The following is a 20,441-nucleotide window of genomic DNA, read 5'->3' on the forward strand; positions in this document are numbered from 1 at the left end:
CGTCACTCCACGGTGACGGACTTGGCGAGGTTGCGCGGCTGATCGACGTCGGTGCCCTTGAGCACCGCCACGTGATAGCTCAGCAGCTGCAGCGGCACGGTGTAGAGGATCGGCGCCAGGGCCTCATGGACGTGGGGAACGTGCAGCAGGTGAACGCCCTCCTCCTCGGCCAGCCCCACCCCCTCATCGGCGAAGACGAACAGCTCGCCCCCCCGGGCCCGCACCTCCTGGAGATTGGACTTGAGCTTGTCGAGCAGCTCGTCGTTGGGCGCCACCGAGATGACCGGCATCTCGCTGTCGACCAGTGCCAGGGGGCCGTGCTTGAGCTCGCCGGCCGGATAGGCCTCGGCGTGGATGTAGGAGATCTCCTTGAGCTTCAGTGCCCCCTCCAGGGCCACGGGGAAGTGGGCGCCGCGCCCCAGGAAGAGCGCATGGTGCTTCTCGGCGAAGGCCATGGCCAGGGCCTCGATGGCCGGGTCCAGTGCCAGTACCCGCGCCACCAGGCTCGGCAGAGCGCGCAGCGCGTCCACCAGGCTCGCCTGTTCGGAGGCCTCGAGGCCCCGGATCCGGCCCAGCGCCAGGGTCAGCAGCATCAGGCCGGTCAGCTGGGTGGTGAAGGCCTTGGTGGAGGCCACGCCGATCTCGGGCCCGGCCTGGGTCATCAGGGTCAGGTCCGACTCGCGCACCAGGGAGCTGCCCGGCACGTTGCAGATCGCCAGGCTGGCCAGGTAGCCGCGATCCTTGGCGAAGCGCAGCGCCGCCAGGGTGTCGGCGGTCTCGCCGGACTGGGAGAGCGTCACGAACAGCGTGCCCTCGGGTACCACCACCTGGCGATAGCGGTACTCCGAGGCGACCTCCACCTGCACCGGCACCCCGGTATAGCGCTCCAGCCAGTAGCGGGCCACCATGCCGGCGTGATAACTGGTGCCACAGGCCACGATGTGGATCTGCCGGACCCGGCCGAAGAGCGCCTCGGCCTCGGGGCCGAAGCTCTCGACCAGCGCCGAGCGCTCGCCCAGGCGCCCCTCCAGGGCGGCGGCGATCACCGCCGGCTGCTCATGGATCTCCTTGAGCATGAAGTGGCGGTAGTCGCCCTTGCTGGCCGCGCCGTCGCCGTGCTCGAAGGTCTGCACCTCGCGCTCGACCACGTACCCGTCGGCATCGACCACCTCGATCACCCCGCCCCGGGAGAGGCGCACCGCGTCGCCCTCCTGGAGGTAGAGAAAGCGGTCGGTGACCTGCAGCAGCGCCAGCGGGTCGGAGGCGAGGAAGGCCTCGTCGATGCCCACGCCCACCACCAGCGGGCTGCCCTTGCGCGCCCCGATGACCACATCGGGCTCGTCGGTATGGATTACGCCCAGGGCGTAGGCCCCGTCGAGAAGGGCCAGCACCCCCTGCACCGCGCCGAGCAGGTCGCCCTCACGGCGGGTCTCGCGCTCCAGCAGGTGGGCGATGACCTCGGTATCGGTCTCGGAGGTGAAGACGTAGCCCTCCGCCTCGAGCTCCCGGCGCAGGGCCTCGTGGTTCTCGATGATGCCGTTGTGCACCACGGCCAGGCGCTCGCCGGACTGGTGGGGATGGGCGTTGGCCTCGCTGGGGCGGCCGTGGGTGGCCCAGCGGGTATGGGCGATGCCACTGCGTCCCGGCAGCGGCTGGGCGGCGAGGCGCTCCTCCAGGGCGGCCACCTTGCCCAGCGCGCGCTGGCGCTGCAGGCGGCCCTCGGGCGAGCGCACCGTCATCCCGGCCGAGTCATAGCCGCGGTACTCCAGGCGCTTCAGCCCCTCCAGCAGGATGCCCTGGACGTTGCGTTCGGCAACGGCGCTGACGATTCCACACATGGTTCTCTCCTCAGGATTCCTGACGCTTGGTCGGCCGCGGCCAGTCCGGCTTGCTGATCTGTCGTCCCCGCGTGACCGCCAGGGCATGCTCGGGCACGTCCTTGGCGATGGTCGAGCCGGCGCCCACGGTGGCGCCGCGACCGACGCTTACCGGCGCCACCAGGGCGGTGTTGGAGCCGATGAAGGCGCCGTCGTCGATGTCGGTATGGTGCTTGTTGGCGCCGTCGTAGTTGCAGGTGATGGTGCCGGCGCCGACGTTGACGTCGCGCCCCAGCCGGGCGTCGCCGACGTAGCTCAGGTGGTTGATCTTGCTGCCCTCGCCCACCTCGGCGTTCTTGGTCTCGACGAAGTTGCCGACCCGGGCGCCGACCGCTAGGCGCGAGCCGGGCCGCAGCCGGGCGAAGGGCCCGACGCGGTTGTGACCGGCCACCACGGCGCCCTCGAGGACGCTGTGGGCCTCGATCACCGACTCGGCGCCGATGTGGCTGTCGCGGATCACGCAGTGGGGGCCGATGCGCACCCCCTCGCCGAGCTCGACGTCCCCCTCGAAGACGCAGCCCACGTCGATCTCGACGTCGTGGCCGCAGGTCAGGCGCCCGCGCACGTCGAGCCGCGCCGGGTCGGCGAGCGCCACGCCCTGCTCCATCAGCCGCTCGGCGATGTCGTGCTGGAGGGCGCGCTCGAGGCGGGCCATCTGGGCGCGGTTGTTGACGCCCTCGACCTCCTGGGGACGCGCCGGCTGGGCGGTGGCGATGCGCACGCCCTCGGCGGCGGCCATGGCGATGACGTCGGTGAGGTAGTACTCGCCCTGGGCGTTGTCGGCGGAGAGGCTCGGCAGCCAGCGGCGCAGCTGGCTCGCCGTCATGGCCATGATGCCGGTGTTGCACTCGCGCACGGCCCGCTCGGCCTCGGAGGCATCCTTGTGCTCGACGATGGCCACCACCTCGCCGGCCTCGTTGCGCAGGATGCGCCCGTAGCCGGTCGGGTCCTCCAGGGTGACGGTGAGCAGGCCCAGGTGCTGCTCGTCGACATGCGCCAGCAGTTCCACCAGGGTCTCGCGGCGGATCAGCGGCACGTCGCCGTAGAGCACCAGCACCTTGCCCTCGCCGAGGCCCTCCAGGGCCTGGGCCACGGCATGGCCGGTGCCCTTCTGCTCGGCCTGCAGGGCGAAGCGCAGGCGGCCCTCGGTCGGGACCTCGGCCAGGGCCTCGCGCACGTGCTCGGCGCCGTGACCGACCACCACATGGGTGCGCTCGGCCGCGAGGCCCTCGGCGGTATCGATCACGTGCCGCACCATCGGCTTGCCGGCCAGGCGGTGCAGCACCTTGGGCAGGGAGGAGCGCATCCGGGTCCCCTGCCCGGCTGCCAGTATCACCACGTCGAGCGTCATCATGACTCCTTGTCCGGGTCCATCTGTTGGGTTCTATTCTAGGGGGCGGGCGGGTGCCTCCGCCATGTCACTCGCGGGGCCGTCGACCACCGTCACGCCCAGGTCGTCCATCGCCTCGCGGCCGAAGCGTTCCGCGAAGGCCGGGCTCGCCAGGCTGGTCCACCCCTCGCCCTCGCGCACCAGCATCAGCACGGCGAGTCCTCGCTCCCGAGCCAGCGCCATGCCATCGTCCTCGCCCAGCACCAGCAGCGCGGTGGCCCAGGCATCGGCCCAGGCATCGGAGGGGTGCACCACCGTCGCCGAGGCCAGGCGATGCGTGATGGGGCGGCCGGTGCGCGGATCCAGGGTGTGGGAGTAGCGCTGGCCGTCCGCCTCGAAGTAGTTGCGGTAGTCGCCGGAGGTGGCCACCGCGATGCGCTCCAGGGCCAGCACGTGGCGGGCCTCGGGCTGGCCGTCCCGGGGCACCTCGATGCCGATCCGCCAGGGCGTCGACTCGGCATCGCGGTAGCCGCTCACCTTGATCTCGCCGCCCAGGTTGACCAGGTAGTGTTCGAGCCCCTGGCGATCGAGATAGGCGGCGACCCGGTCGGTGGCGTGCCCCTTGGCGACGCCGGAGAGGTCGACGAAGACGTCGCGCAGACGGCGCGCCTGGCGGGCCTCGGCCTCGACCTCAAGGCTGTCGGGGCCGACCTCGGCCAGCCGCTCGGCCAGCGCCGCGTCGTCCGGCACCTCCCGGGGGCGCGCCTCGGGGCCGAAGCTCCACAGGTTGACCAGGTCGCCGATGGTCATGTCGAAGGCCCCGCCGCTCGCCTCGGCCACCGACTGGCCGATGGCCAGCACCTCGATGAGGTGGTCGGAGAGCGGCTGCCACTCGCCCAGGGGGGCACGGTTGAAGGCCATCAGCTCGGCGTCGTCTCGCCAGGTCGACATGGCGGCATCCACCGCCTCGAGCTCGGCGAGCAGGCCCTCCTCGAGCGCCTGGGCCTCGCCCTGGGTCAGGGGGTCGGCGATGCTCACCTGGTAGAAGGTGCCGAAGATATCGCCCTCGAGGGTCACCGGGGACGCCAGGGGGCGGTCGCGCTCGGAGCAACCGGCCAGCAGCAGGCCGAGCAGCAGGGGCAGCAGCAGCGAACGAAGGTAGGTCATGTCAGGCCCCTCCGAAGAGCCAGAGCAGCGCGACACCCAGCACGAGGCGATAGACCACGAAGGGCTGCATGCCGATCCGCTGGATGAAGACCAGGAAGAAGTGGATGCACAGGTAGGCGCTGATCCCCGAGAGCAACGCCCCCAGGATCAGCGCGCCCCAGTCCACCGGCGCGGCGGCACCGGCGAGGTGGAGGATCTCCAGCCCGCCGGCGAGCACGATGACCGGGATCGAGAGCAGGAAGGAGAAGCGCGCCGACCCCTCGCGGCTCAGGCCCAGCAGCAGACCGGCGGTCATGGTGATGCCGGAGCGCGAGGTGCCGGGAATCAGCGCCAGCGCCTGGGCGCCCCCGATCCAGAGGGCGTCTCGCCAGGTCAGGCGGTACTCGCTGCGGCCGCCGCGACGCCGCCAGTCGGCCCAGGCCAGCAGCAGCCCGAAGCCGATCAGCCCCCCGGCGATGACCAGCGGCGAGCGCATGACCTCCTGGATGACGTCCTCGAAGGCGAGCCCGGCGAGCCCCACCGGGATGGTGGCCAGGATCACCCACCAGGCCAGGCGCGCCTCGTCGTCGGTGCCGCGCCCCGCCAGGCTGCGACACCAGCTGGTGGTCATGCCGACCAGCTCGTGGCGGAAGTAGAGCACCACCGCGCTCAGGCTGCCGATGTGCAGGGCGACGTCGAAGACCAGGCCCTGGTCGTCCCAGTCGGTGAAGACCGGGACCAGGATCAGGTGGGCGGAGCTGGAGATCGGCAGGAACTCGGTCAATCCCTGAACGATGGAGAGGACGAAGATCTGTAGCCAGTCCATGGAACGGTCCGTGTAGTGGGGTAAGGGGGCTCGGGCGGTCCCGAGGATACACCCCTGGGCCCCGCCTGTCCGCCGCCGACGGCTCAGGCGGTCGACAGGATGGCGGTGGCGAAACCGAAGTAGATCACCACCCCCGAGGCGTCGATCAGGGTCGTGACCAGCGGCGCCGAGGCGGTGGCCGGATCCCAGCCCAGGCGATCGAGCACGAAGGGCAGGCACATGCCGAGCAGGCTCCCGAACAGCACGATGGTAATCATGCTCACCGCCACCACCAGGGCCACCGCCTCCCCGGCGCGGAACATCCCGATCGGCGCCACCGCCAGGGCCATGGTCAGCCCCAGGGCGCCCGCCACCAGCAGCTCGCGGCCAAGCAGCCTGCCCCAGTCCTTGATGCCCACGTCGCCGGTGGCCATGCCGCGTACCGTCAGCGTGGCCGCCTGGGCGCCGGCGTTGCCGCCGCTGCCGATCAGCAGCGGCAGGAAGAACACCAGCGCCACCTGGGCGGCGATGGTCTCCTCGAAGTAGGCGATGCCCGCCCCGGAGAAGAGGTTGCCGAACACCAGCAACACCAGCCAGAACACCCGCTTGCGGTACAGGCTCCACAGCGGCACCCGGCGCACGCCGCCCTCCAGGGCGCCGATCGACATCCCCTTGTGGATATCTTCGGTGGCCTCGGATTCGACCACGTCCATGGCGTCGTCGTGGGTGACGATGCCGATCAGCCGGCGCTCGGCGTCGACCACCGGCAACGCCAGCAGGTCGTAGCGGGCGACGATGCGCGCCACCTCCTCCTGGGGCACGTCCACCCGGGTGTGGATAACTTCATGGATCATCAGGTCGTCGACCCGGGCCCCGGGCCGCGCCACCATCAGCTGGCGCAGCGACAGGGTCCCGGCGAGGCGGCCGTCGGGGTCGACGACGTAGAGCTGGTAGACGGTCTCGGCATCCGGCGCGGTCTGTCGCACCCGCATCATCGCCCGGGAGACCGTGAGGCCGGCGGGAATCGCCACGTAGTCCGAGGTCATCAGCGCGCCGGCGGTGCCCTCCGCATAGCTCGCCAGTCGCTTGAGCGCCTCGCGTTCCTGGTGCGCCATGCGCCGCAGCAGGGCCTCGCGACGATCGTCGCCCAGGGTCTTGTAGAGGTCGGCCCGCTCGTCGGCCCCCATTTGCTCGAGGATCGCCAGCAGGGCCTCGTCGTCCAGCGCCTCGGTGATCGCCCGCTGCTCGTCGCCGGAGAGGTGCCCGATCACGCTGGCGCGGCGCTCCAGCGGCAGCCGCGAGAAGAGCGCCAGGGCCCGGGGCAGGTCCTGGTCGTCCTCGACGAGGGTCTCGAGGATCTCGGCGAGATCGGCGGAGCGCAGCTCCGGCAGCAGGCTCGGCAGGCGCGCCTCCTCCCCCTCCAGGGCGGCGAGCAGCGTCGCCTTGTGCGTCTGCAGGGATTCGCTCAGTGACATCCAGGCCTCCCGACGGCGAGGCCGGCCCGGAGCCGGCCGGAAGAAAAGGGTGGCGCCTCGTGGTCGCTCCCCGAGGGCCCCAAACGACGACGCCCCCCGGACAGGATCCGGAGGGCGTCAGGTCGAGACACGAGCCGGGCGTTAGCCGCGGCCGGCCTTGCGACGCACCTGCTGAATGGTCCGCAGCTGCGCCACGGCCTCGGCGAGTTCCGCGGTGGCGCGACTGTAGTCGAGCTCCGCGGACTTGTCGCTCATGGCCTTCAGCGCCTGCTGGCGAGCCTCTTCGGCGGCCGCCTCGTCGAGGTCGTCGGCGCGCACGGCGGTATCCGCCAGCACCGTGACCACGTCGGGCTGCACCTCGAGGAAGCCGCCCGTGACGTAGTAGTGATCTTCCTCACCCCCGCCATGGACGATCCGTACCGGGCCCGGCGCCAGCTCGGTGAGCAGCGGCGTGTGCCCGGCCAGGATCCCCAGATCCCCCATGGCACCGGCCGCCACGACCTGCTCGGCGGACCCGGAGTAGATCGACGCCTCGGCGCTGACGATCTCGCACTTGAAGCTTTTCGTCATGATGACGTCTCCCAGGTGGAGGGATTACTTCATCTGGTTGGCTTTCTCGACGGCCTCGTCGATGGTGCCGACCATGTAGAAGGCCTGCTCGGGCAGCTCGTCATACTCGCCGTCGAGGATACCCTGGAAGCCGCGGATGGTGTCCTTCAGGGACACGTACTTGCCGGGCGCCCCGGTGAAGACCTCAGCCACGAAGAACGGCTGCGACAGGAAGCGCTGGATCTTACGCGCCCGGGAGACGGCCAGCTTGTCCTCGTCGGACAGCTCGTCCATGCCCAGGATGGCGATGATGTCCTTGAGCTCCTTGTAGCGCTGCAGCACGCCCTGCACGCCGCGGGCGGTGTTGTAGTGCTCGTCGCCCACGACCAGCGGATCCAGCTGGCGCGAGGTGGAGTCCAGCGGGTCGATGGCCGGGTAGATGCCCAGCTCGGCGATCGAACGCGCCAGTACCACGGTCGCATCCAGGTGCGAGAAGGTGGTCGCCGGCGACGGGTCGGTCAGGTCATCCGCGGGCACGTAGACGGCCTGCACGGAGGTGATCGAGCCGCTCTTGGTGGAGGTGATGCGCTCCTGCAGGACGCCCATCTCCTCGGCCAGAGTCGGCTGGTAGCCCACCGCGGAGGGCATGCGGCCCAGCAGTGCCGAGACCTCGGTACCCGCCAGGGTGTAGCGGTAGATGTTGTCGACGAACAGCAGCACGTCGCGGCCTTCATCGCGGAACTTCTCGGCGATGGTCAGGCCGGTCAGCGCTACGCGCAGGCGGTTGCCGGGCGGCTCGTTCATCTGACCGTAGACCAGCGACACCTTGTCGATGACGTTGGACTCGGTCATCTCATGATAGAAGTCGTTACCCTCACGGGTCCGTTCGCCCACGCCGGCAAACACGGAGTAGCCGCTGTGCTCGGTGGCGATGTTGCGGATCAGCTCCATCATGTTGACGGTCTTGCCGACGCCGGCGCCGCCGAACAGGCCGACCTTGCCGCCCTTGGCGAACGGGCACACCAGGTCGATGACCTTGATGCCGGTCTCCAGCAGCTCGCTGGAGGCCGCCTGATCGGCATAGCCCGGGGCCTTGCGGTGGATCGGCATGCGCTCGGCATCGCCGATGTCGCCGGCCTCGTCGATGGGCTCGCCCAGCACGTTCATGATGCGGCCCAGGGTCTCCTTGCCGACCGGCACGGAGATCGGGGCACCGGTACCGGTGACCTCGAGGCCACGCTTGAGGCCTTCGGTGGTGCCCATGGCGATGGTGCGCACCACGCCGTCACCCAGCTGCTGCTGGGTCTCGAGAACGGTCCCGGTGTCCGAGACATTCAGCGCGTCGTAGACCTTGGGCACATCGTCCCGCGGAAACTCTACGTCAATCACCGCGCCGATGATTTGTACGATACGTCCGCTCATCTTGGTTCCTCTCAAATACCTGCAAATGAAACCTGCTTGCCGGGAGGGGCCTGCCCTCCCCGACGCTAAACGGCGGCGGCGCCACCGACGATCTCGGAGATTTCCTGGGTAATGGCCGCCTGACGGGCCTTGTTGTACACCAGCTCCAGGTCGTCGATCAGATTGCCGGCGTTGTCGGTGGCGCTCTTCATGGCGATCATCCGAGCGGCCTGCTCGCACGCCACGTTCTCGACCACCGCCTGATAGACCTGCGCCTCGACGAAGCGCACGAGCAGGCTATCCAGCAGCGCCTTGGCATCCGGCTCATACAGGTAGTCCCAGCTACCGGGACGCTTGTTTTCTTCGGTGGACGCTTGCGTCCCCATCTCGGCCGACAGGGGCAACAGCTGACGAACCACCGGCTTCTGGGTCATGGTGTTGACGAACTCGTTGAACACCACGTAGAGGCGGTCCAGCTTGCCCTCGTCGTAGGCATCCAGCATGACCTTCACGCTGCCGATCAGGTCCTCCGGATCCGGGGCCTCGCCCAGGCCGCTCTTGGCCGCGACCAGGCTGCCGCCGAACTTGCGGAAGAAACCGGTGGCCTTGCTGCCCAGGGCACAGAAGTCGAGCTCCGCGCCCTGCTCACGCTGGGCCTTGGCATCCTTCACCACGGACTTGAACAGGTTGACGTTGAGGCCACCGCACAGCCCGCGGTCGGAGGAGACCACGATGTAGCCGACCCGCTTGACCTCGCGCTCTTCCATCCACGGATGCTTGTATTCCGGGTTGGCATCGGCGACGTGGCCCACGACGTTGCGGATCTGCTTGGCATAGGGCTGGCTGGCCTTCATCCGGTCCTGTGCCTTGCGCATCTTCGACGCAGCCACCATTTCCATGGCGCTGGTGATCTTCTGCGTGTTCTTGATGCTCCCGATCTGGGTGCGAATCTCTTTTGCAGCTGCCATAGCGATCTACCTTATCGTTCGTGGCCCTCAGAAAGCTCCAGGGCCCGCCCCGGAGGAGCGGGCCGTCGGCATTACCAGCTCTGAGTGGCCTTGAACTTCTCGAGGCCGGCCTTGAGGCCTGCCTTGATCTCGTCGCTGTAGTCGCCGGTCTGGTTGATCGTCTCGAGCAGATCGGCGTGCTCGGACTTCATGTAGTCCTGCAGCGCACGCTCGAAGTCCAGCACCTTGTTGACCTCGACGTCCTCCAGGTGCCCCTCGTTGGCGGCGTACAGGGAGATGGCCATCTCGGCCACGGACATCGGGGCGTACTGGGACTGCTTCATCAGCTCGGTGACGCGCTGACCGTGCTCCAGCTGCTTGCGGGTCGCCTCGTCCAGGTCGGACGCGAACTGGGCGAAGGCCGCCAGCTCACGGTACTGGGCCAGGGCCAGACGCACGCTGCCGCCGAGCTTCTTGATGATCTTGGTCTGGGCCGAGCCGCCGACACGGGAGACCGAGAGGCCGGCGTTGATGGCCGGACGGATGCCCGAGTTGAACAGGTCGGTCTCGAGGAAGATCTGACCGTCGGTGATGGAGATCACGTTGGTCGGCACGAACGCGGAGACGTCGCCGCCCTGGGTCTCGATGATCGGCAGGGCCGTCAGCGAGCCGGTCTTGCCCTTCACCTCACCGTTGGTGAACTTCTCGACGTAGTCGGCGTTCACGCGCGCGGCGCGCTCGAGCAGGCGGGAGTGGAGGTAGAAGACGTCGCCCGGGAAGGCCTCGCGGCCCGGCGGACGGCGCAGCAGCAGGGAGACCTGGCGGTAGGCCACGGCCTGCTTGGACAGGTCATCGTAGACGATCAGGGCGTCTTCGCCGCGGTCGCGGAAGTACTCGCCCATGGTGCAGCCGGAGTAGGCGGCGAGGAACTGCATCGGGGCCGGATCGGCGGCGCCGGCGGCGACCACGATGGTGTGCTCCATGGCGCCGTGCTCTTCGAGCTTGCGCACCACGTTGGCAATGGTCGACTGCTTCTGGCCGATGGCCACGTAGACGCAGGTGACGCCCTTGCCCTTCTGGTTGATGATCGCGTCGATGGCGATCGCCGACTTACCGATCTGGCGGTCGCCGATGATCAGCTCACGCTGGCCGCGGCCGATCGGCACCATGGCGTCGATGGACTTGAAGCCGGTCTGGATCGGCTCGTCGACGGACTGGCGGGTGATGACGCCGGGGGCGACCTTCTCCACCGCGTCGGTCATCTTGGTGTTCAGGTCACCCTTGCCGTCGATGGGGTTGCCCAGGGCGTCGACCACGCGGCCGGCGAGCTCCGGACCCACCGGCACCTCGAGGATGCGGCCGGTGCATTGGGCGGTCATGCCCTCTTCGAGCTGTAGGTAGTCGCCCAACACCACGGCGCCGACGTTGTCGCGCTCGAGGTTCAGCGTCATGCCGTAGATGCCGCCGGGGAACTCGATCATCTCGCCGAACATCGCGTCGGCGAGGCCGTGGATCTGCACGATACCGTCAGACACGCTGACGATGGTGCCCTGGTTACGGGCTTCGGATGCGACATCCAGCTTTTCGATACGCTGCTTGATGATGTCGCTGATCTCGGAAGGATTCAGTTGCTGCATGCCATGTCCCTCAGACTCAGGCGGAAAGGGCCTCGTGGAGGCGGTTCAGTCGACCGCGTACCGAGCCGTCGATGACGGTGTCGCCGGCACGCAGGATGACGCCGCCCAGGAGGGTGGAATCCACCTGAGTGGTAATGGAGATTTCGCGGTTCAGACGCTTGGCCAGTGCACTCGCGAGCTTGTCCTGCTGCGCCTCGTCCAGCGGGAAGGCGGAGACGATGTTCACGTCCATGCGCTTCTCCTGCTGGGCCTTGAGCATGGAGAACTGCTCGACGATCGCCGGCAGGGCCGCCAGGCGGCCCTTCTGGCCGACCAGGCGCAGGAAGTTGCGGACGGCGTCGCTCACGGCGTCGCCACAGACGTCGACGATCACCTCGGCCTCCTGGGTGCTCGACAGCTGCGGGTTGCCGAGCACGAGGCGCTGCATCTCGTCGTCTTCGACGATGCGCGCCGCGGTCTCGAGCATCGTGGCCCAGTCGTCCAGTGCCTGCTGCTCAACGGCGTGTTCGAAGGCCGCCTTGGCGTAGGGGCGTGCGACGGTAGACGTTTCCGCCATGGGTCACCTCCTCAAAGCTCGTTGGCGAGTTCATCGACGAGCTTCGCGTGCTTCTTCTCGTCGATGGAGGACTCCAGGATCCGCTCCGCACCCACGATGGCGAGTCGCGACACCTGCACCCGCAGGTCTTCCTTCGCGCGATTCACTTCCTGGTCGATCTCGGACTTGGCCTGAGCGATCATCCGCTCGCCTTCCTGGCGCGCCTGGTCACGCGCCTCTTCGATCATCTGGCTGGACCGCTTGTGGGCCTGTTCCAGGATCTCGGCGGCCTGCTCCTTGCTCTCGCGCAGCGTCTCGCTGGCCTGCTCTTCGGCCAGCTCCAGGTCACGCGAGGCACGGCTGGCCGCGTCCAGGCCGTCGGCGATCTTCTTCTGACGCTCATGGAGCGCGTTGCTGATCGGCGGCCACACAAACTTAATGCAAAATCCGACGAAGATCGCGAAGGCGATCATCTGTCCGATTAGCGTCATGTTGATATTCACAGGGACGTACCTCTGACAGATTCGTGGCGTCCGGAAACAAGCAAACCGAGCGCGGTGCGCCCGGTATGCCAAACGTTAACCGGCGACGACGAAGATCAGGTACATCGCGATACCGACGCCGATCATCGGCACGGCGTCCAGCAGGCCGGCCATCAGGAAGGTCTTGGTCTGCAGCTGGTCACCCAGCTCCGGCTGGCGAGCGGTGGTTTCGAGCAGCTTGCCGCCCAGCAGGGCGAAGCCGATGCCGGTACCCAGTGCGCCCAGGCCGATCATGAGGGAGGCAGCAATGTAGACGAGTTCCATGGTGATGCTCCTATCGAGGTTAAGTTGAGGTTCAAGGGTTTAGCGGGTGTTACGTGATTCAGTGATGCTCATGAGCCGCGCTCAGGTAGACCACCGTCAGGACGGTGAAGATGAACGCCTGCAGGGTGATGACCAGAATGTGGAAGATGGCCCAGGGCACGTTCAGCGTCCAGGAGACCCAGAACGGCAGCAGCGCGATCAGCAGGAAGATGACCTCGCCGGCAAACATGTTGCCGAACAGACGCAGGCCGAGGCTGAGCGGCTTCACCAGCAGGCCGATGAGCTCCATGATCAGGTTGAAGGGGATCAGCAGCCAGTGGTTGAACGGCGTGAAGGAGAGCTCCTTGACGAAGCCGCCGGCGCCCTTGACCTTGATGCTGTAATAGATGATCAGGCAGAACACGCCCAGGGCCATGCCGAGGGTGACGTTGGGGTCGGTGGTCGGCACCAGCTTCATGTACTCGACGCCGAACTTGGCGAACAGCTGGGGCGCCAGGTCCACGGGCACCAGCTTCAGCAGATTCATCAGGAAGATCCAGACGAACAGCGTCAGCGCCAGCGGAGCGATGAGCGAGTTCCTGCCGTGCAGGAAGGCGCCGCGCACCGTGCCCTCGACGAACTCGAAGACCATCTCGATGGCACACTGCAGCTTGCCGGGCACGCCGGTGGTGGCGGCCTTGCCGACCATGCGGAACAGCCAGATGAACAGCGCGCCCATCGCCACCGACCAGCCCATGGAGTCCAGGTGGATGGCCCAGAAGCCCATCTCCTGGGCCTCGGTGGCAGAGTGCGCCAGGGACCAGCCGTTCTCGGGATGGTAGCCGTAGGTCAGATTCTGCAGGTGGTGCTGGATATACTCCGTGGGAGTCGAGTTGTTGCCTGCCATGAGCTGCCTCGATTTCAGTTGGGTGTCTGACGCGCCACCAGCCAGGAGGCCAGCCAGTACGCGAACAGGGTCACCACATAAGCGCCAAAGAATAAAGCATGATTTGAGAGGGGCACTGAGACGAACACCAGCGCGAAGAGTGCCACTGTCAAACCAAACTTGCCGGCCGCCGCCCGGTAGAGGCCGTGAACCGCGCGGCGTGCCTGGCGTCCGCCGCGGACGCGAAACACCCGCCAGGCGAAATAGGCGTTGGGCAGCAGCGCCACGGCACTTCCCACCAGGGCCGAGACGGCATCGGTCGCGCCCATGAACCCGGCGGCCAGCCCGACCATGAGCGCCATGGCGGCAAGCTGTGCGACCCACAATGGCCGCAGGCTGGGGCGCCGCTTCCTGGCTGCCATGGAGGTCTCCGTCACGCTACCGATGGTCGGCGACCCGTCGCTTCGCCGCGCCTCTACCCACGCGGGTCAACCGAAGGTCCGGCGCGATTATAGGGAAGCCCCACTTAAGCTTCAACCGAGGACGCCGCCATTGGACGCGATATCTCGTTGCCCTACGACTAAAAGTCGATAAGTTCGCCCAGCTTGCTTAGCCGGCTAATGGCTGACCGCCGCGCCGAGGATCCCTCAGCGGATGTGCTCGAGGATGCCGTCGAGCTCATCGAGGCTGGCGTAACGGATCGTCACCCGCCCCTTGCCGCCTCGGCCATGCTGGATCTTGACCGGCGCCCCCAGCACCTCGGCGAGGCGGGTCTCGAGGCCGGCCACGTCCGCGGAGGGCGCCTCGGGGGCGGGCCTGGCCGGCGCGCCGCTGGCCAGGCGCTTGACCAAGGCCTCGGTCGCGCGAACGGTGAGGTCCTTGTTGACCACCTCGTGGGCGGCCTTGCGCTGCTTGGCCCCCGACAGCGCCAGCAGCGCCCGGGCATGGCCCATGTCGAGGTCGCCGCGCTCGAGCAGCGTCTGCACCTCGGGGTCCAGCGTCAGCAGGCGCAGCAGGTTGGCCACCTGGGCGCGGGAGCGGCCCACGGCATCGGCGGTCTGCTGCTGGGTCAGCGAGAACTCCTCGAGCAGCCGCTTGAGTGCCAGCGCCTCCTCAACGGGATTCAGGTCCTCGCGCTGGATGTTCTCGATCAGCGCCAGCGCCAGCGCCACCTCGTCACCGACCTGGCGGATCACCGCGGGGATCACGTCGAGCTCGGCGAGCTGGGCGGCGCGCCAGCGGCGCTCGCCGGCGATGATCTCGTAGCGCGCCTCGCCCACCGGGCGCACCACGATCGGCTGCATCACACCCTGGGCGCGAATGGAGTCGGCCAGCTCCTCGAGGGCCTCGGGCTGGATATCGCGACGCGGCTGGTAGCGGCCACGGGAGAGCTGCCCCAGCGGCAGGCGCTCGAGGCGCTCCTCGGGCTCGGCCGCGGGAGGCGCCGCGGGTTCGGCGCCCTCCTCGATCTCGACCTCGGGCAGGTCCAGGCTTTCACGACGGCGGGCGTTGGCACCGATCAGGGCATCCAGGCCACGTCCCAGGGCGCGTTTACGCGTCATCGACATTCCCTCATCACTACCGCGGTGTGCGACGGCCGGCCTACAGCGACAGGCGTCGGATCAATTCCTTGGCCAGCACCCGATGGGCCTGGCTGCCTCGCGACAGCCGCGCGTACTTGGTGACCGGCAGCCCGTGGCTGGGCGCCTCGGCGACCCGGATGTTGCGCGGGATGGTGGTCTTGAGCAGGGCGTCGCCGAAGTAGTCGCGAAGCTGGTGGCTGACGTCCCGGGTCAGGCTGTTGCGGGCGTCGAACATGGTGCGCAGGATACCGAAGATCTCGATCTGCGGGTTTACGCTGTCCTTGATCTGCTCAACGGTATCGAGCAGCGCCGAGAGGCCCTCCAGGGCATAGAACTCGCACTGCAGCGGGATCAGCACGCCGTCGGCCGCGGTCAGGGCATTGACGGTGAGCATGTTCAGCGACGGCGGACAGTCGATCAGCACCACATCGTACTCGCCGGCCACCTCGGCGAGTGCCGTGACCAGGTTGCGCGCCCGGTCATCGCCGCCGGAGAGCAGCTCCACCTCGGCCGCGGTCAGGTCACCGTTGCCGGGCAGCAGGGCGTAGCCGGCCTGGGGGCAGTCGAGAATCACCTCGGTGGGTTTCTTGTCGCCCAGCACCACGTCGAGCACGCTGCCGTCCAGCTCGTGCTTGTTGGCGCCGCTGCCCATGGTGGCATGCCCCTGGGGGTCCAGGTCGACCAGCAGCACGCGGCGATCCAGCGCCGCCAGGCTGGCGGCGAGGTTGACGGCGGTCGTGGTCTTGCCGACGCCGCCCTTCTGGTTGGTCAGGGCAATGATCTTGGTCACGTGCAACTCCCTTGCTGGGGAAACAGACGCCTCAGGGGCGGGCCGCGCTGGCCGGTCGGTGGCGCAGGACCACCAGCGGTCGGCCACCGGACGCAAAGGGCACCTCGAGGTCGTGGCGGGCCGCCACGACGACCTCCTCGGGGAGACCGGCCAGTTCATCTTCCACGGCGGGCCCCTTCATGGCCAGCCACTCGCCGTCGGGGGCCACCAGCGACGTGGTCAGCGCCACGAAGTCGCCGAGGCTCGAGAAGGCCCGCGAGATCACCTGCGCGTAGCCGCCGTCCACCGGCGCGAAGGCCTCGACCCGCGCCTGCACCGGGGTGACGTTGGTGAGGCCGAGCTCCATCACCGCCTGGCGCTGGAAGCGCACCTTCTTGCCGTTGCTGTCGAGCAGCGTGACCGAGAGCGACGGTTTGAGGATCGCCAGGACCAGGCCGGGCAAGCCCGGGCCCGAGCCCACGTCGAGCAGCGTCGGCCCGTCGACGAAGGGCAGCACCGCGGCGCTGTCCAGCAGGTGGCGGCCGACCATCTCCTCCGGCGCGCGTATCGCGGTGAGGTTATAGGCGCGGTTCCACTTGTGCAACAGCCCCACCAGCCCCAGCAGGCGGGCGCGCTGCTCGGTATCGACGGGGATCTCCAGCGCGGCCAGCCCCTGGTCGAGGCGCGCCTCGACGCTCGCATCGAGACCCGTCATGCGCTGGCCGCCTTGCTGTCGTCGAGCAGTCGCCGCTTCTTGAGGTGGATCAGCAGGATCGAGACCGCGGCCGGCGTGACGCCGGAGATGCGGCCCGCCTGGGCCAGGGTCTCGGGGCGGGCCGCCTCGAGCTTCTGGCGAATCTCGTTGGAGAGGCCCTCGACGCGCTGGTAGTCCAGGTCGGCCGGCAGCGGGGTCGCCTCGTGGCGCTTGAGCTTGTCGATCTCCTGCTGCTGGCGGTCGATGTAGCCCTGGTACTTGGCCTGGATCTGCACCTGGTCGGCCACCGCCTCGTCCGCGACGGGCTCGCCCTCGAGACCGGGCAGGTCGGCGAGGTCGGCATAGGCGAGCTCGGGGCGCTTGAGCAGGTCCATCAGGCTGTACTCGCGGGGCAGCGGCGCGCCGGTCTTGGCCTCGACCCGGGCCGCCGCGGGGCTGCCCGGCTGTACCCAGCTGGCCTTGAGGCGCGCGCTCTCGCGCTCCACGGCGTCGCGCTTGGTGGCGAAGGCCGCCCAGCGGGCGTCGTCGACCAGGCCGAGCTCGCGGCCGAGCTCGGTGAGGCGCATGTCGGCGTTGTCCTCACGCAGCAGCAGGCGGTATTCGGCCCGGGAGGTGAACATCCGGTAGGGCTCCTTCGTCCCCAGGGTGATCAGGTCGTCGACCAGCACGCCGAGGTAGGCCTCGTCGCGACGCGGCGACCAGGCCTCCTGGCCGCGGGCGCGGCGGGCGGCATTGAGCCCCGCCAGCAGCCCCTGGGCGCCCGCCTCCTCGTAGCCGGTGGTGCCGTTGATCTGGCCGGCGAAGAACAAGTTGTGGATGAACTTGGTTTCCAGCGAGTGCTTGAGATCCCGTGGATCGAAGAAGTCGTACTCGATGGCATAGCCCGGGCGGGTGATGTGGGCGTTCTCGAAGCCCTTGATCGAGCGCACCACCTCGAGCTGCACGTCGAAGGGCAGCGAGGTGGAGATCCCGTTCGGGTAGAGCTCATGGGTATCGAGGCCCTCGGGCTCGACGAACACCTGGTGGCTGGCCTTGTCGGCGAAGCGGTGCACCTTGTCCTCGATCGAGGGGCAGTAGCGCGGCCCGACCCCCTCGATCACCCCCGAGTACATCGGCGAGCGGTCGAGGTTGGCGTGGATGATCTCGTGGGTGCGCTCGTTGGTGTGCGCGATGTGGCAGCTCACCTGCCGGGGATGCATCTCGCGGTTGCCCAGATAGGACATCACCGGGGTCGGCGTGTCGCCGGGCTGCTCCTCGAGGGAGGCGAGATCGATGCTCTTGGCATCGAGGCGCGGCGGCGTGCCGGTCTTCAGGCGATCGACCCGAAACGGCAGCGCGCGCAGGCGCTCTGCCAGGCCGTTGGAGGCCGGATCCCCGGCGCGACCACCGCGGCTGGTATCCAGGCCGATGTGGATCACCCCGCCGAGGAAGGTGCCCGTGCACATCACCACCGTCTCGGCGTGGAAGCGGATGCCGGTCTCGGTGACCACGCCGCGCACGGTGTCACCGTCGACGATCAGGTCGCCCGCCGCCTGCTGGAACAGGGTCAGGTTGGCCTGGTTCTCCAGCATGGTGCGGATCGCGGCCTTGTAGCGGACCCGGTCGGCCTGGGCCCGGGTGGCGCGTACCGCCGGCCCCTTGCGGGCGTTGAGCACGCGGAACTGGATGCCGCCGAGGTCGGTTGCCAGGCCCATGGCACCGCCCAGGGCATCGATCTCCTTGACCAGGTGACTCTTGCCGATCCCGCCGATGGCGGGATTGCAGGACATCTGGCCGAGCGTCTCGATGTTATGGGTCAGCAGCAAGGTCCGGCAGCCCATGCGGGCCGAGGCCAGGGCGGCTTCGGTTCCGGCATGGCCGCCGCCGATGACGATGACGTCAAAGCGGTCGGGGTACTCCAAGGGTCACCTCTTGGCGCGGTGCGCCGATGTGGCAGTCAGGGGTGGAAATCAGCGGGCCAGTATAAACCCCCTGTGGGTAATCGTCAGGGTTTTCCACACCCGAATTCCTCTACCGGGGTCCTCATCGCTCTTCCTATACAATAAAACAGAATATAAAAGAGAAGTTCTGTTGTGGTTGTAACTACTGGTGTGGACATTTTCCGTGGATAAAGGGATAAACTTGATTTTTATCAACAGCTTGTATTGTTGATCCTTCTCGGGAGAAAGGCGTGACGGCCTGCGGATGACCTGCGTGGTGGCTGTGGACGGAAAGGCGCCTTGTCCACACGCGAAAGCGATCACCGCTTGTCCACCGTTCCCTACCGGTCTTGTTACCGCGGCTGTGAACATTGGCCGTAAACGGTGCCATCGCCCGGCATGGCGGTCCTTCCAGGCCGATCGGGACGCTTCCCAGGGATGTTTTGTCCACAGGCAAAAAAAGGCCCTGTCGATAACGACAGGGCCTTCTTCGATGGCGGCTGACAGGCGCCCGGGATGCACCGGGCAGGCGCGGTCAGTGCTTGAGGACGCGCGAGAGGAAGCTCTGGGTGCGCTCGTTCTGGGGAGAGTCGAAGACCTTCTCGGGCGGGCCCTCCTCGGTGATCTCGCCCTTGTGGATGAAGATCACCCGATCGGCGACCTCACGGGCGAAGCCCATCTCGTGGGTCACGATCAGCATGGTCATGCCCTCCTTGGCCAGCTCGCGCATGGCGTCCAGCACCTCGCCGATCATCTCCGGGTCCAGCGCCGAGGTGGGCTCGTCGAACAGCATCAGGCGCGGCTCCATGGCCAGCGCACGGGCCAGGGCCACGCGCTGCTGCTGACCGCCGGAGAGCTGCCCGGGGTGCTTGGCAGCCTGGTCGATGATGCCGACCCGGTCGAGCAGGCGCTCGGCGGTCTCGGTGGCGTCCTCCTGGCTCCAGCCACGCACCTTCATCGGCGCCAGGGTGACGTTGTCCAGCACGCTCAGGTGGGGAAAGAGGTTGAACTGCTGGAAGACCATGCCGACCTCGGTGCGGATCTTCTGCAGCGCCGCCGAGGCCTTGCCGTGGGGCACCAGCTGGCTGCCGTCGACCTCCAGGTAGCCCTGCTGGAACTCCTCGAGGCCGTTGATGCAGCGGATCAGCGTCGACTTGCCCGAGCCGCTGGCCCCGATGATCACCACTACCTCGCCGGGGGAGACCGACAGGTCGATGTCCTTGAGCACGTGGAGGCTGCCGAAGTGCTTGTTGACCTTGTCCATGCGCACGATGGGATCGCTGCCGGACGTGGACTTCTCGTGTGTCATGTCGCGCGTTCCTTATTGTCCGACCAGGCCGCGGCGCTCCAGCTGGCGCAGCACGAACGAAAGGGTCAGGGTGATCGCCAGGTAGAGCAGGGCGACCATCAGGTAGACCTCGAGGGCGTTGAAGGTGGTGGCGATATAGACCTGGCCCTGGCGGACCAGTTCGCCGACCCCGATCACCGAGAACAGCGAGGTGTCCTTGATGCTGATGATGCCCTGGTTGCCCAGCGACGGGATCATGCGCCGGAAGGCCTGGGGCCAGATGATGTAGCGGAAGGTCTGGCGGCGCGACAGGCCGAGCGACAGGCCCGCCTCGCGCTGACCACGCTCGATGGACTGAACGCCCCCACGCACGATCTCCGAGATATAGGCGCCGGAGTTGACCGCGATGGCGGCGATGCCGGCCACCAGGGCATTGATCGGGCCGCCCAGCAGCTGCGGCAGGCCATAGAAGATGAACAGCACCTGCACCAGCACCGGGGTGCCGCGGAAGATCTCGATATAGGCCACGGCGGGGAACTTCAGCCACGCGAGGCGGCTGATGCGCAGCAGGCCGAACAGGATCCCGATCAGAAAGCCGATGGCCAGGCCGCCGAAGGAGATCAGCAGGGTGTAGGGAATACCCTTGAGCAGGAAGGGAATGGAGGCAAAGGCCGCCTGCCAGTCGAATTGGAAGGTGACGTCCACTAGGTTTCTCCGTCAATAGGCGGGGGATGACGACAGGGGAGGATAACGGAGGCGCAACGCAGCGGGGCCGGGCCACATGACCCGACCCC

At 67.9% G+C, this 20,441-nt stretch carries 20 protein-coding genes; all 20 read right to left on the reverse strand.

The window, feature by feature from the left end; all coding sequences use genetic code 11:
- Positions 1–2: 2 nt before the first annotated feature.
- Complete coding sequence (gene glmS / locus FIU83_RS17220) at positions 3–1,838, reverse strand: glutamine--fructose-6-phosphate transaminase (isomerizing) (protein WP_152485152.1); 1,836 nt, start codon at positions 1,836–1,838, stop codon at positions 3–5.
- Between the two features lie 10 nt (positions 1,839–1,848).
- Positions 1,849–3,228, reverse strand: coding sequence for a bifunctional UDP-N-acetylglucosamine diphosphorylase/glucosamine-1-phosphate N-acetyltransferase GlmU (gene glmU / locus FIU83_RS17225; RefSeq protein WP_152485420.1), 1,380 nt, complete (start codon positions 3,226–3,228; stop codon positions 1,849–1,851).
- Between the two features lie 33 nt (positions 3,229–3,261).
- Positions 3,262–4,374 carry an FAD:protein FMN transferase gene (locus FIU83_RS17230; protein WP_152485153.1) on the reverse strand — a complete coding sequence of 371 codons (1,113 nt, stop codon included), beginning with the start codon at positions 4,372–4,374 and terminating at the stop codon, positions 3,262–3,264.
- Position 4,375: 1 nt separating this feature from the next.
- Positions 4,376–5,179: an undecaprenyl-diphosphate phosphatase gene (locus FIU83_RS17235; RefSeq protein WP_152485154.1), complete on the reverse strand. Its 804-nt coding sequence runs from the start codon at positions 5,177–5,179 to the stop codon at positions 4,376–4,378.
- Positions 5,180–5,262: 83 nt separating this feature from the next.
- The gene (gene mgtE / locus FIU83_RS17240; protein WP_152485155.1) at positions 5,263–6,633 is read right to left on the reverse strand and encodes a magnesium transporter; all 1,371 of its coding nucleotides are present in this window, start codon (positions 6,631–6,633) and stop codon (positions 5,263–5,265) included.
- A 141-nt stretch (positions 6,634–6,774) separates the two neighbouring features.
- The gene (locus FIU83_RS17245) at positions 6,775–7,203 is read right to left on the reverse strand and encodes a F0F1 ATP synthase subunit epsilon (RefSeq protein WP_152485156.1); all 429 of its coding nucleotides are present in this window, start codon (positions 7,201–7,203) and stop codon (positions 6,775–6,777) included.
- A 24-nt stretch (positions 7,204–7,227) separates the two neighbouring features.
- Positions 7,228–8,604 (reverse strand): F0F1 ATP synthase subunit beta, encoded by a 1,377-nt coding sequence (gene atpD / locus FIU83_RS17250; protein ID WP_152485157.1) that lies wholly within the window; start codon positions 8,602–8,604, stop codon positions 7,228–7,230.
- A gap of 65 nt (positions 8,605–8,669) precedes the next feature.
- Complete coding sequence (atpG, locus tag FIU83_RS17255; RefSeq protein WP_152485158.1) at positions 8,670–9,551, reverse strand: F0F1 ATP synthase subunit gamma; 882 nt, start codon at positions 9,549–9,551, stop codon at positions 8,670–8,672.
- 71 nt (positions 9,552–9,622) lie between these two features.
- Positions 9,623–11,167 (reverse strand): F0F1 ATP synthase subunit alpha, encoded by a 1,545-nt coding sequence (gene atpA / locus FIU83_RS17260; RefSeq protein WP_152485159.1) that lies wholly within the window; start codon positions 11,165–11,167, stop codon positions 9,623–9,625.
- Between the two features lie 16 nt (positions 11,168–11,183).
- On the reverse strand, positions 11,184–11,723 hold the full coding sequence (locus FIU83_RS17265) for a F0F1 ATP synthase subunit delta (RefSeq protein WP_152485160.1): 540 nt from the start codon (positions 11,721–11,723) through the stop codon (positions 11,184–11,186).
- An 11-nt stretch (positions 11,724–11,734) separates the two neighbouring features.
- Positions 11,735–12,205, reverse strand: coding sequence for a F0F1 ATP synthase subunit B (locus tag FIU83_RS17270; RefSeq protein ID WP_108446207.1), 471 nt, complete (start codon positions 12,203–12,205; stop codon positions 11,735–11,737).
- A 75-nt stretch (positions 12,206–12,280) separates the two neighbouring features.
- On the reverse strand, positions 12,281–12,508 hold the full coding sequence (gene atpE, locus FIU83_RS17275; RefSeq protein ID WP_089849248.1) for a F0F1 ATP synthase subunit C: 228 nt from the start codon (positions 12,506–12,508) through the stop codon (positions 12,281–12,283).
- A 58-nt stretch (positions 12,509–12,566) separates the two neighbouring features.
- Positions 12,567–13,394, reverse strand: a complete 828-nt coding sequence (gene atpB / locus FIU83_RS17280; RefSeq protein WP_152485161.1) for a F0F1 ATP synthase subunit A — start codon at positions 13,392–13,394, stop codon at positions 12,567–12,569.
- 14 nt (positions 13,395–13,408) lie between these two features.
- Positions 13,409–13,795, reverse strand: coding sequence for an ATP synthase subunit I (locus FIU83_RS17285; RefSeq protein WP_152485162.1), 387 nt, complete (start codon positions 13,793–13,795; stop codon positions 13,409–13,411).
- A 225-nt stretch (positions 13,796–14,020) separates the two neighbouring features.
- Positions 14,021–14,935 (reverse strand): ParB/RepB/Spo0J family partition protein, encoded by a 915-nt coding sequence (locus FIU83_RS17290; RefSeq protein ID WP_152485163.1) that lies wholly within the window; start codon positions 14,933–14,935, stop codon positions 14,021–14,023.
- Between the two features lie 40 nt (positions 14,936–14,975).
- Positions 14,976–15,746, reverse strand: coding sequence for a ParA family protein (locus FIU83_RS17295; protein WP_152485164.1), 771 nt, complete (start codon positions 15,744–15,746; stop codon positions 14,976–14,978).
- A 31-nt stretch (positions 15,747–15,777) separates the two neighbouring features.
- A complete protein-coding gene (gene rsmG, locus FIU83_RS17300; RefSeq protein WP_152485165.1) occupies positions 15,778–16,440 on the reverse strand; it encodes a 16S rRNA (guanine(527)-N(7))-methyltransferase RsmG in 663 nt (220 codons plus the stop codon).
- The gene (gene mnmG / locus FIU83_RS17305; protein ID WP_152485166.1) at positions 16,437–18,341 is read right to left on the reverse strand and encodes a tRNA uridine-5-carboxymethylaminomethyl(34) synthesis enzyme MnmG; all 1,905 of its coding nucleotides are present in this window, start codon (positions 18,339–18,341) and stop codon (positions 16,437–16,439) included. Before mnmG ends, rsmG begins: the two co-directional genes overlap by 4 nt.
- Before the next feature lie 553 nt (positions 18,342–18,894).
- Positions 18,895–19,668, reverse strand: coding sequence for an amino acid ABC transporter ATP-binding protein (locus tag FIU83_RS17310; RefSeq protein WP_152485167.1), 774 nt, complete (start codon positions 19,666–19,668; stop codon positions 18,895–18,897).
- 12 nt (positions 19,669–19,680) lie between these two features.
- Positions 19,681–20,352 carry an amino acid ABC transporter permease gene (locus FIU83_RS17315; protein ID WP_152485168.1) on the reverse strand — a complete coding sequence of 224 codons (672 nt, stop codon included), beginning with the start codon at positions 20,350–20,352 and terminating at the stop codon, positions 19,681–19,683.
- Between the last annotated feature and the right edge of the window lie 89 nt (positions 20,353–20,441).

The organism is Halomonas sp. THAF5a (assembly GCF_009363755.1).
Classification (GTDB): domain Bacteria; phylum Pseudomonadota; class Gammaproteobacteria; order Pseudomonadales; family Halomonadaceae; genus Halomonas.

Excerpts from the sequence above, each read along its gene's own strand:
- glmS (WP_152485152.1), bottom strand. The coding sequence starts at position 1,838 with ATGTGTGGAATCGTCAGCGCCGTTGCCGAACGCAACGTCCAGGGCATC.
- glmU (WP_152485420.1), bottom strand. The coding sequence starts at position 3,228 with ATGACGCTCGACGTGGTGATACTGGCAGCCGGGCAGGGGACCCGGATG.
- FIU83_RS17230 (WP_152485153.1), bottom strand. The coding sequence starts at position 4,374 with ATGACCTACCTTCGTTCGCTGCTGCTGCCCCTGCTGCTCGGCCTGCTG.
- FIU83_RS17235 (WP_152485154.1), bottom strand. The coding sequence starts at position 5,179 with ATGGACTGGCTACAGATCTTCGTCCTCTCCATCGTTCAGGGATTGACC.
- mgtE (WP_152485155.1), bottom strand. The coding sequence starts at position 6,633 with ATGTCACTGAGCGAATCCCTGCAGACGCACAAGGCGACGCTGCTCGCC.
- FIU83_RS17245 (WP_152485156.1), bottom strand. The coding sequence starts at position 7,203 with ATGACGAAAAGCTTCAAGTGCGAGATCGTCAGCGCCGAGGCGTCGATC.
- atpD (WP_152485157.1), bottom strand. The coding sequence starts at position 8,604 with ATGAGCGGACGTATCGTACAAATCATCGGCGCGGTGATTGACGTAGAG.
- atpG (WP_152485158.1), bottom strand. The coding sequence starts at position 9,551 with ATGGCAGCTGCAAAAGAGATTCGCACCCAGATCGGGAGCATCAAGAAC.
- atpA (WP_152485159.1), bottom strand. The coding sequence starts at position 11,167 with ATGCAGCAACTGAATCCTTCCGAGATCAGCGACATCATCAAGCAGCGT.
- FIU83_RS17265 (WP_152485160.1), bottom strand. The coding sequence starts at position 11,723 with ATGGCGGAAACGTCTACCGTCGCACGCCCCTACGCCAAGGCGGCCTTC.
- atpE (WP_089849248.1), bottom strand. The coding sequence starts at position 12,508 with ATGGAACTCGTCTACATTGCTGCCTCCCTCATGATCGGCCTGGGCGCA.
- atpB (WP_152485161.1), bottom strand. The coding sequence starts at position 13,394 with ATGGCAGGCAACAACTCGACTCCCACGGAGTATATCCAGCACCACCTG.
- FIU83_RS17285 (WP_152485162.1), bottom strand. The coding sequence starts at position 13,795 with ATGGCAGCCAGGAAGCGGCGCCCCAGCCTGCGGCCATTGTGGGTCGCA.
- FIU83_RS17290 (WP_152485163.1), bottom strand. The coding sequence starts at position 14,935 with ATGACGCGTAAACGCGCCCTGGGACGTGGCCTGGATGCCCTGATCGGT.
- rsmG (WP_152485165.1), bottom strand. The coding sequence starts at position 16,440 with ATGACGGGTCTCGATGCGAGCGTCGAGGCGCGCCTCGACCAGGGGCTG.
- FIU83_RS17310 (WP_152485167.1), bottom strand. The coding sequence starts at position 19,668 with ATGACACACGAGAAGTCCACGTCCGGCAGCGATCCCATCGTGCGCATG.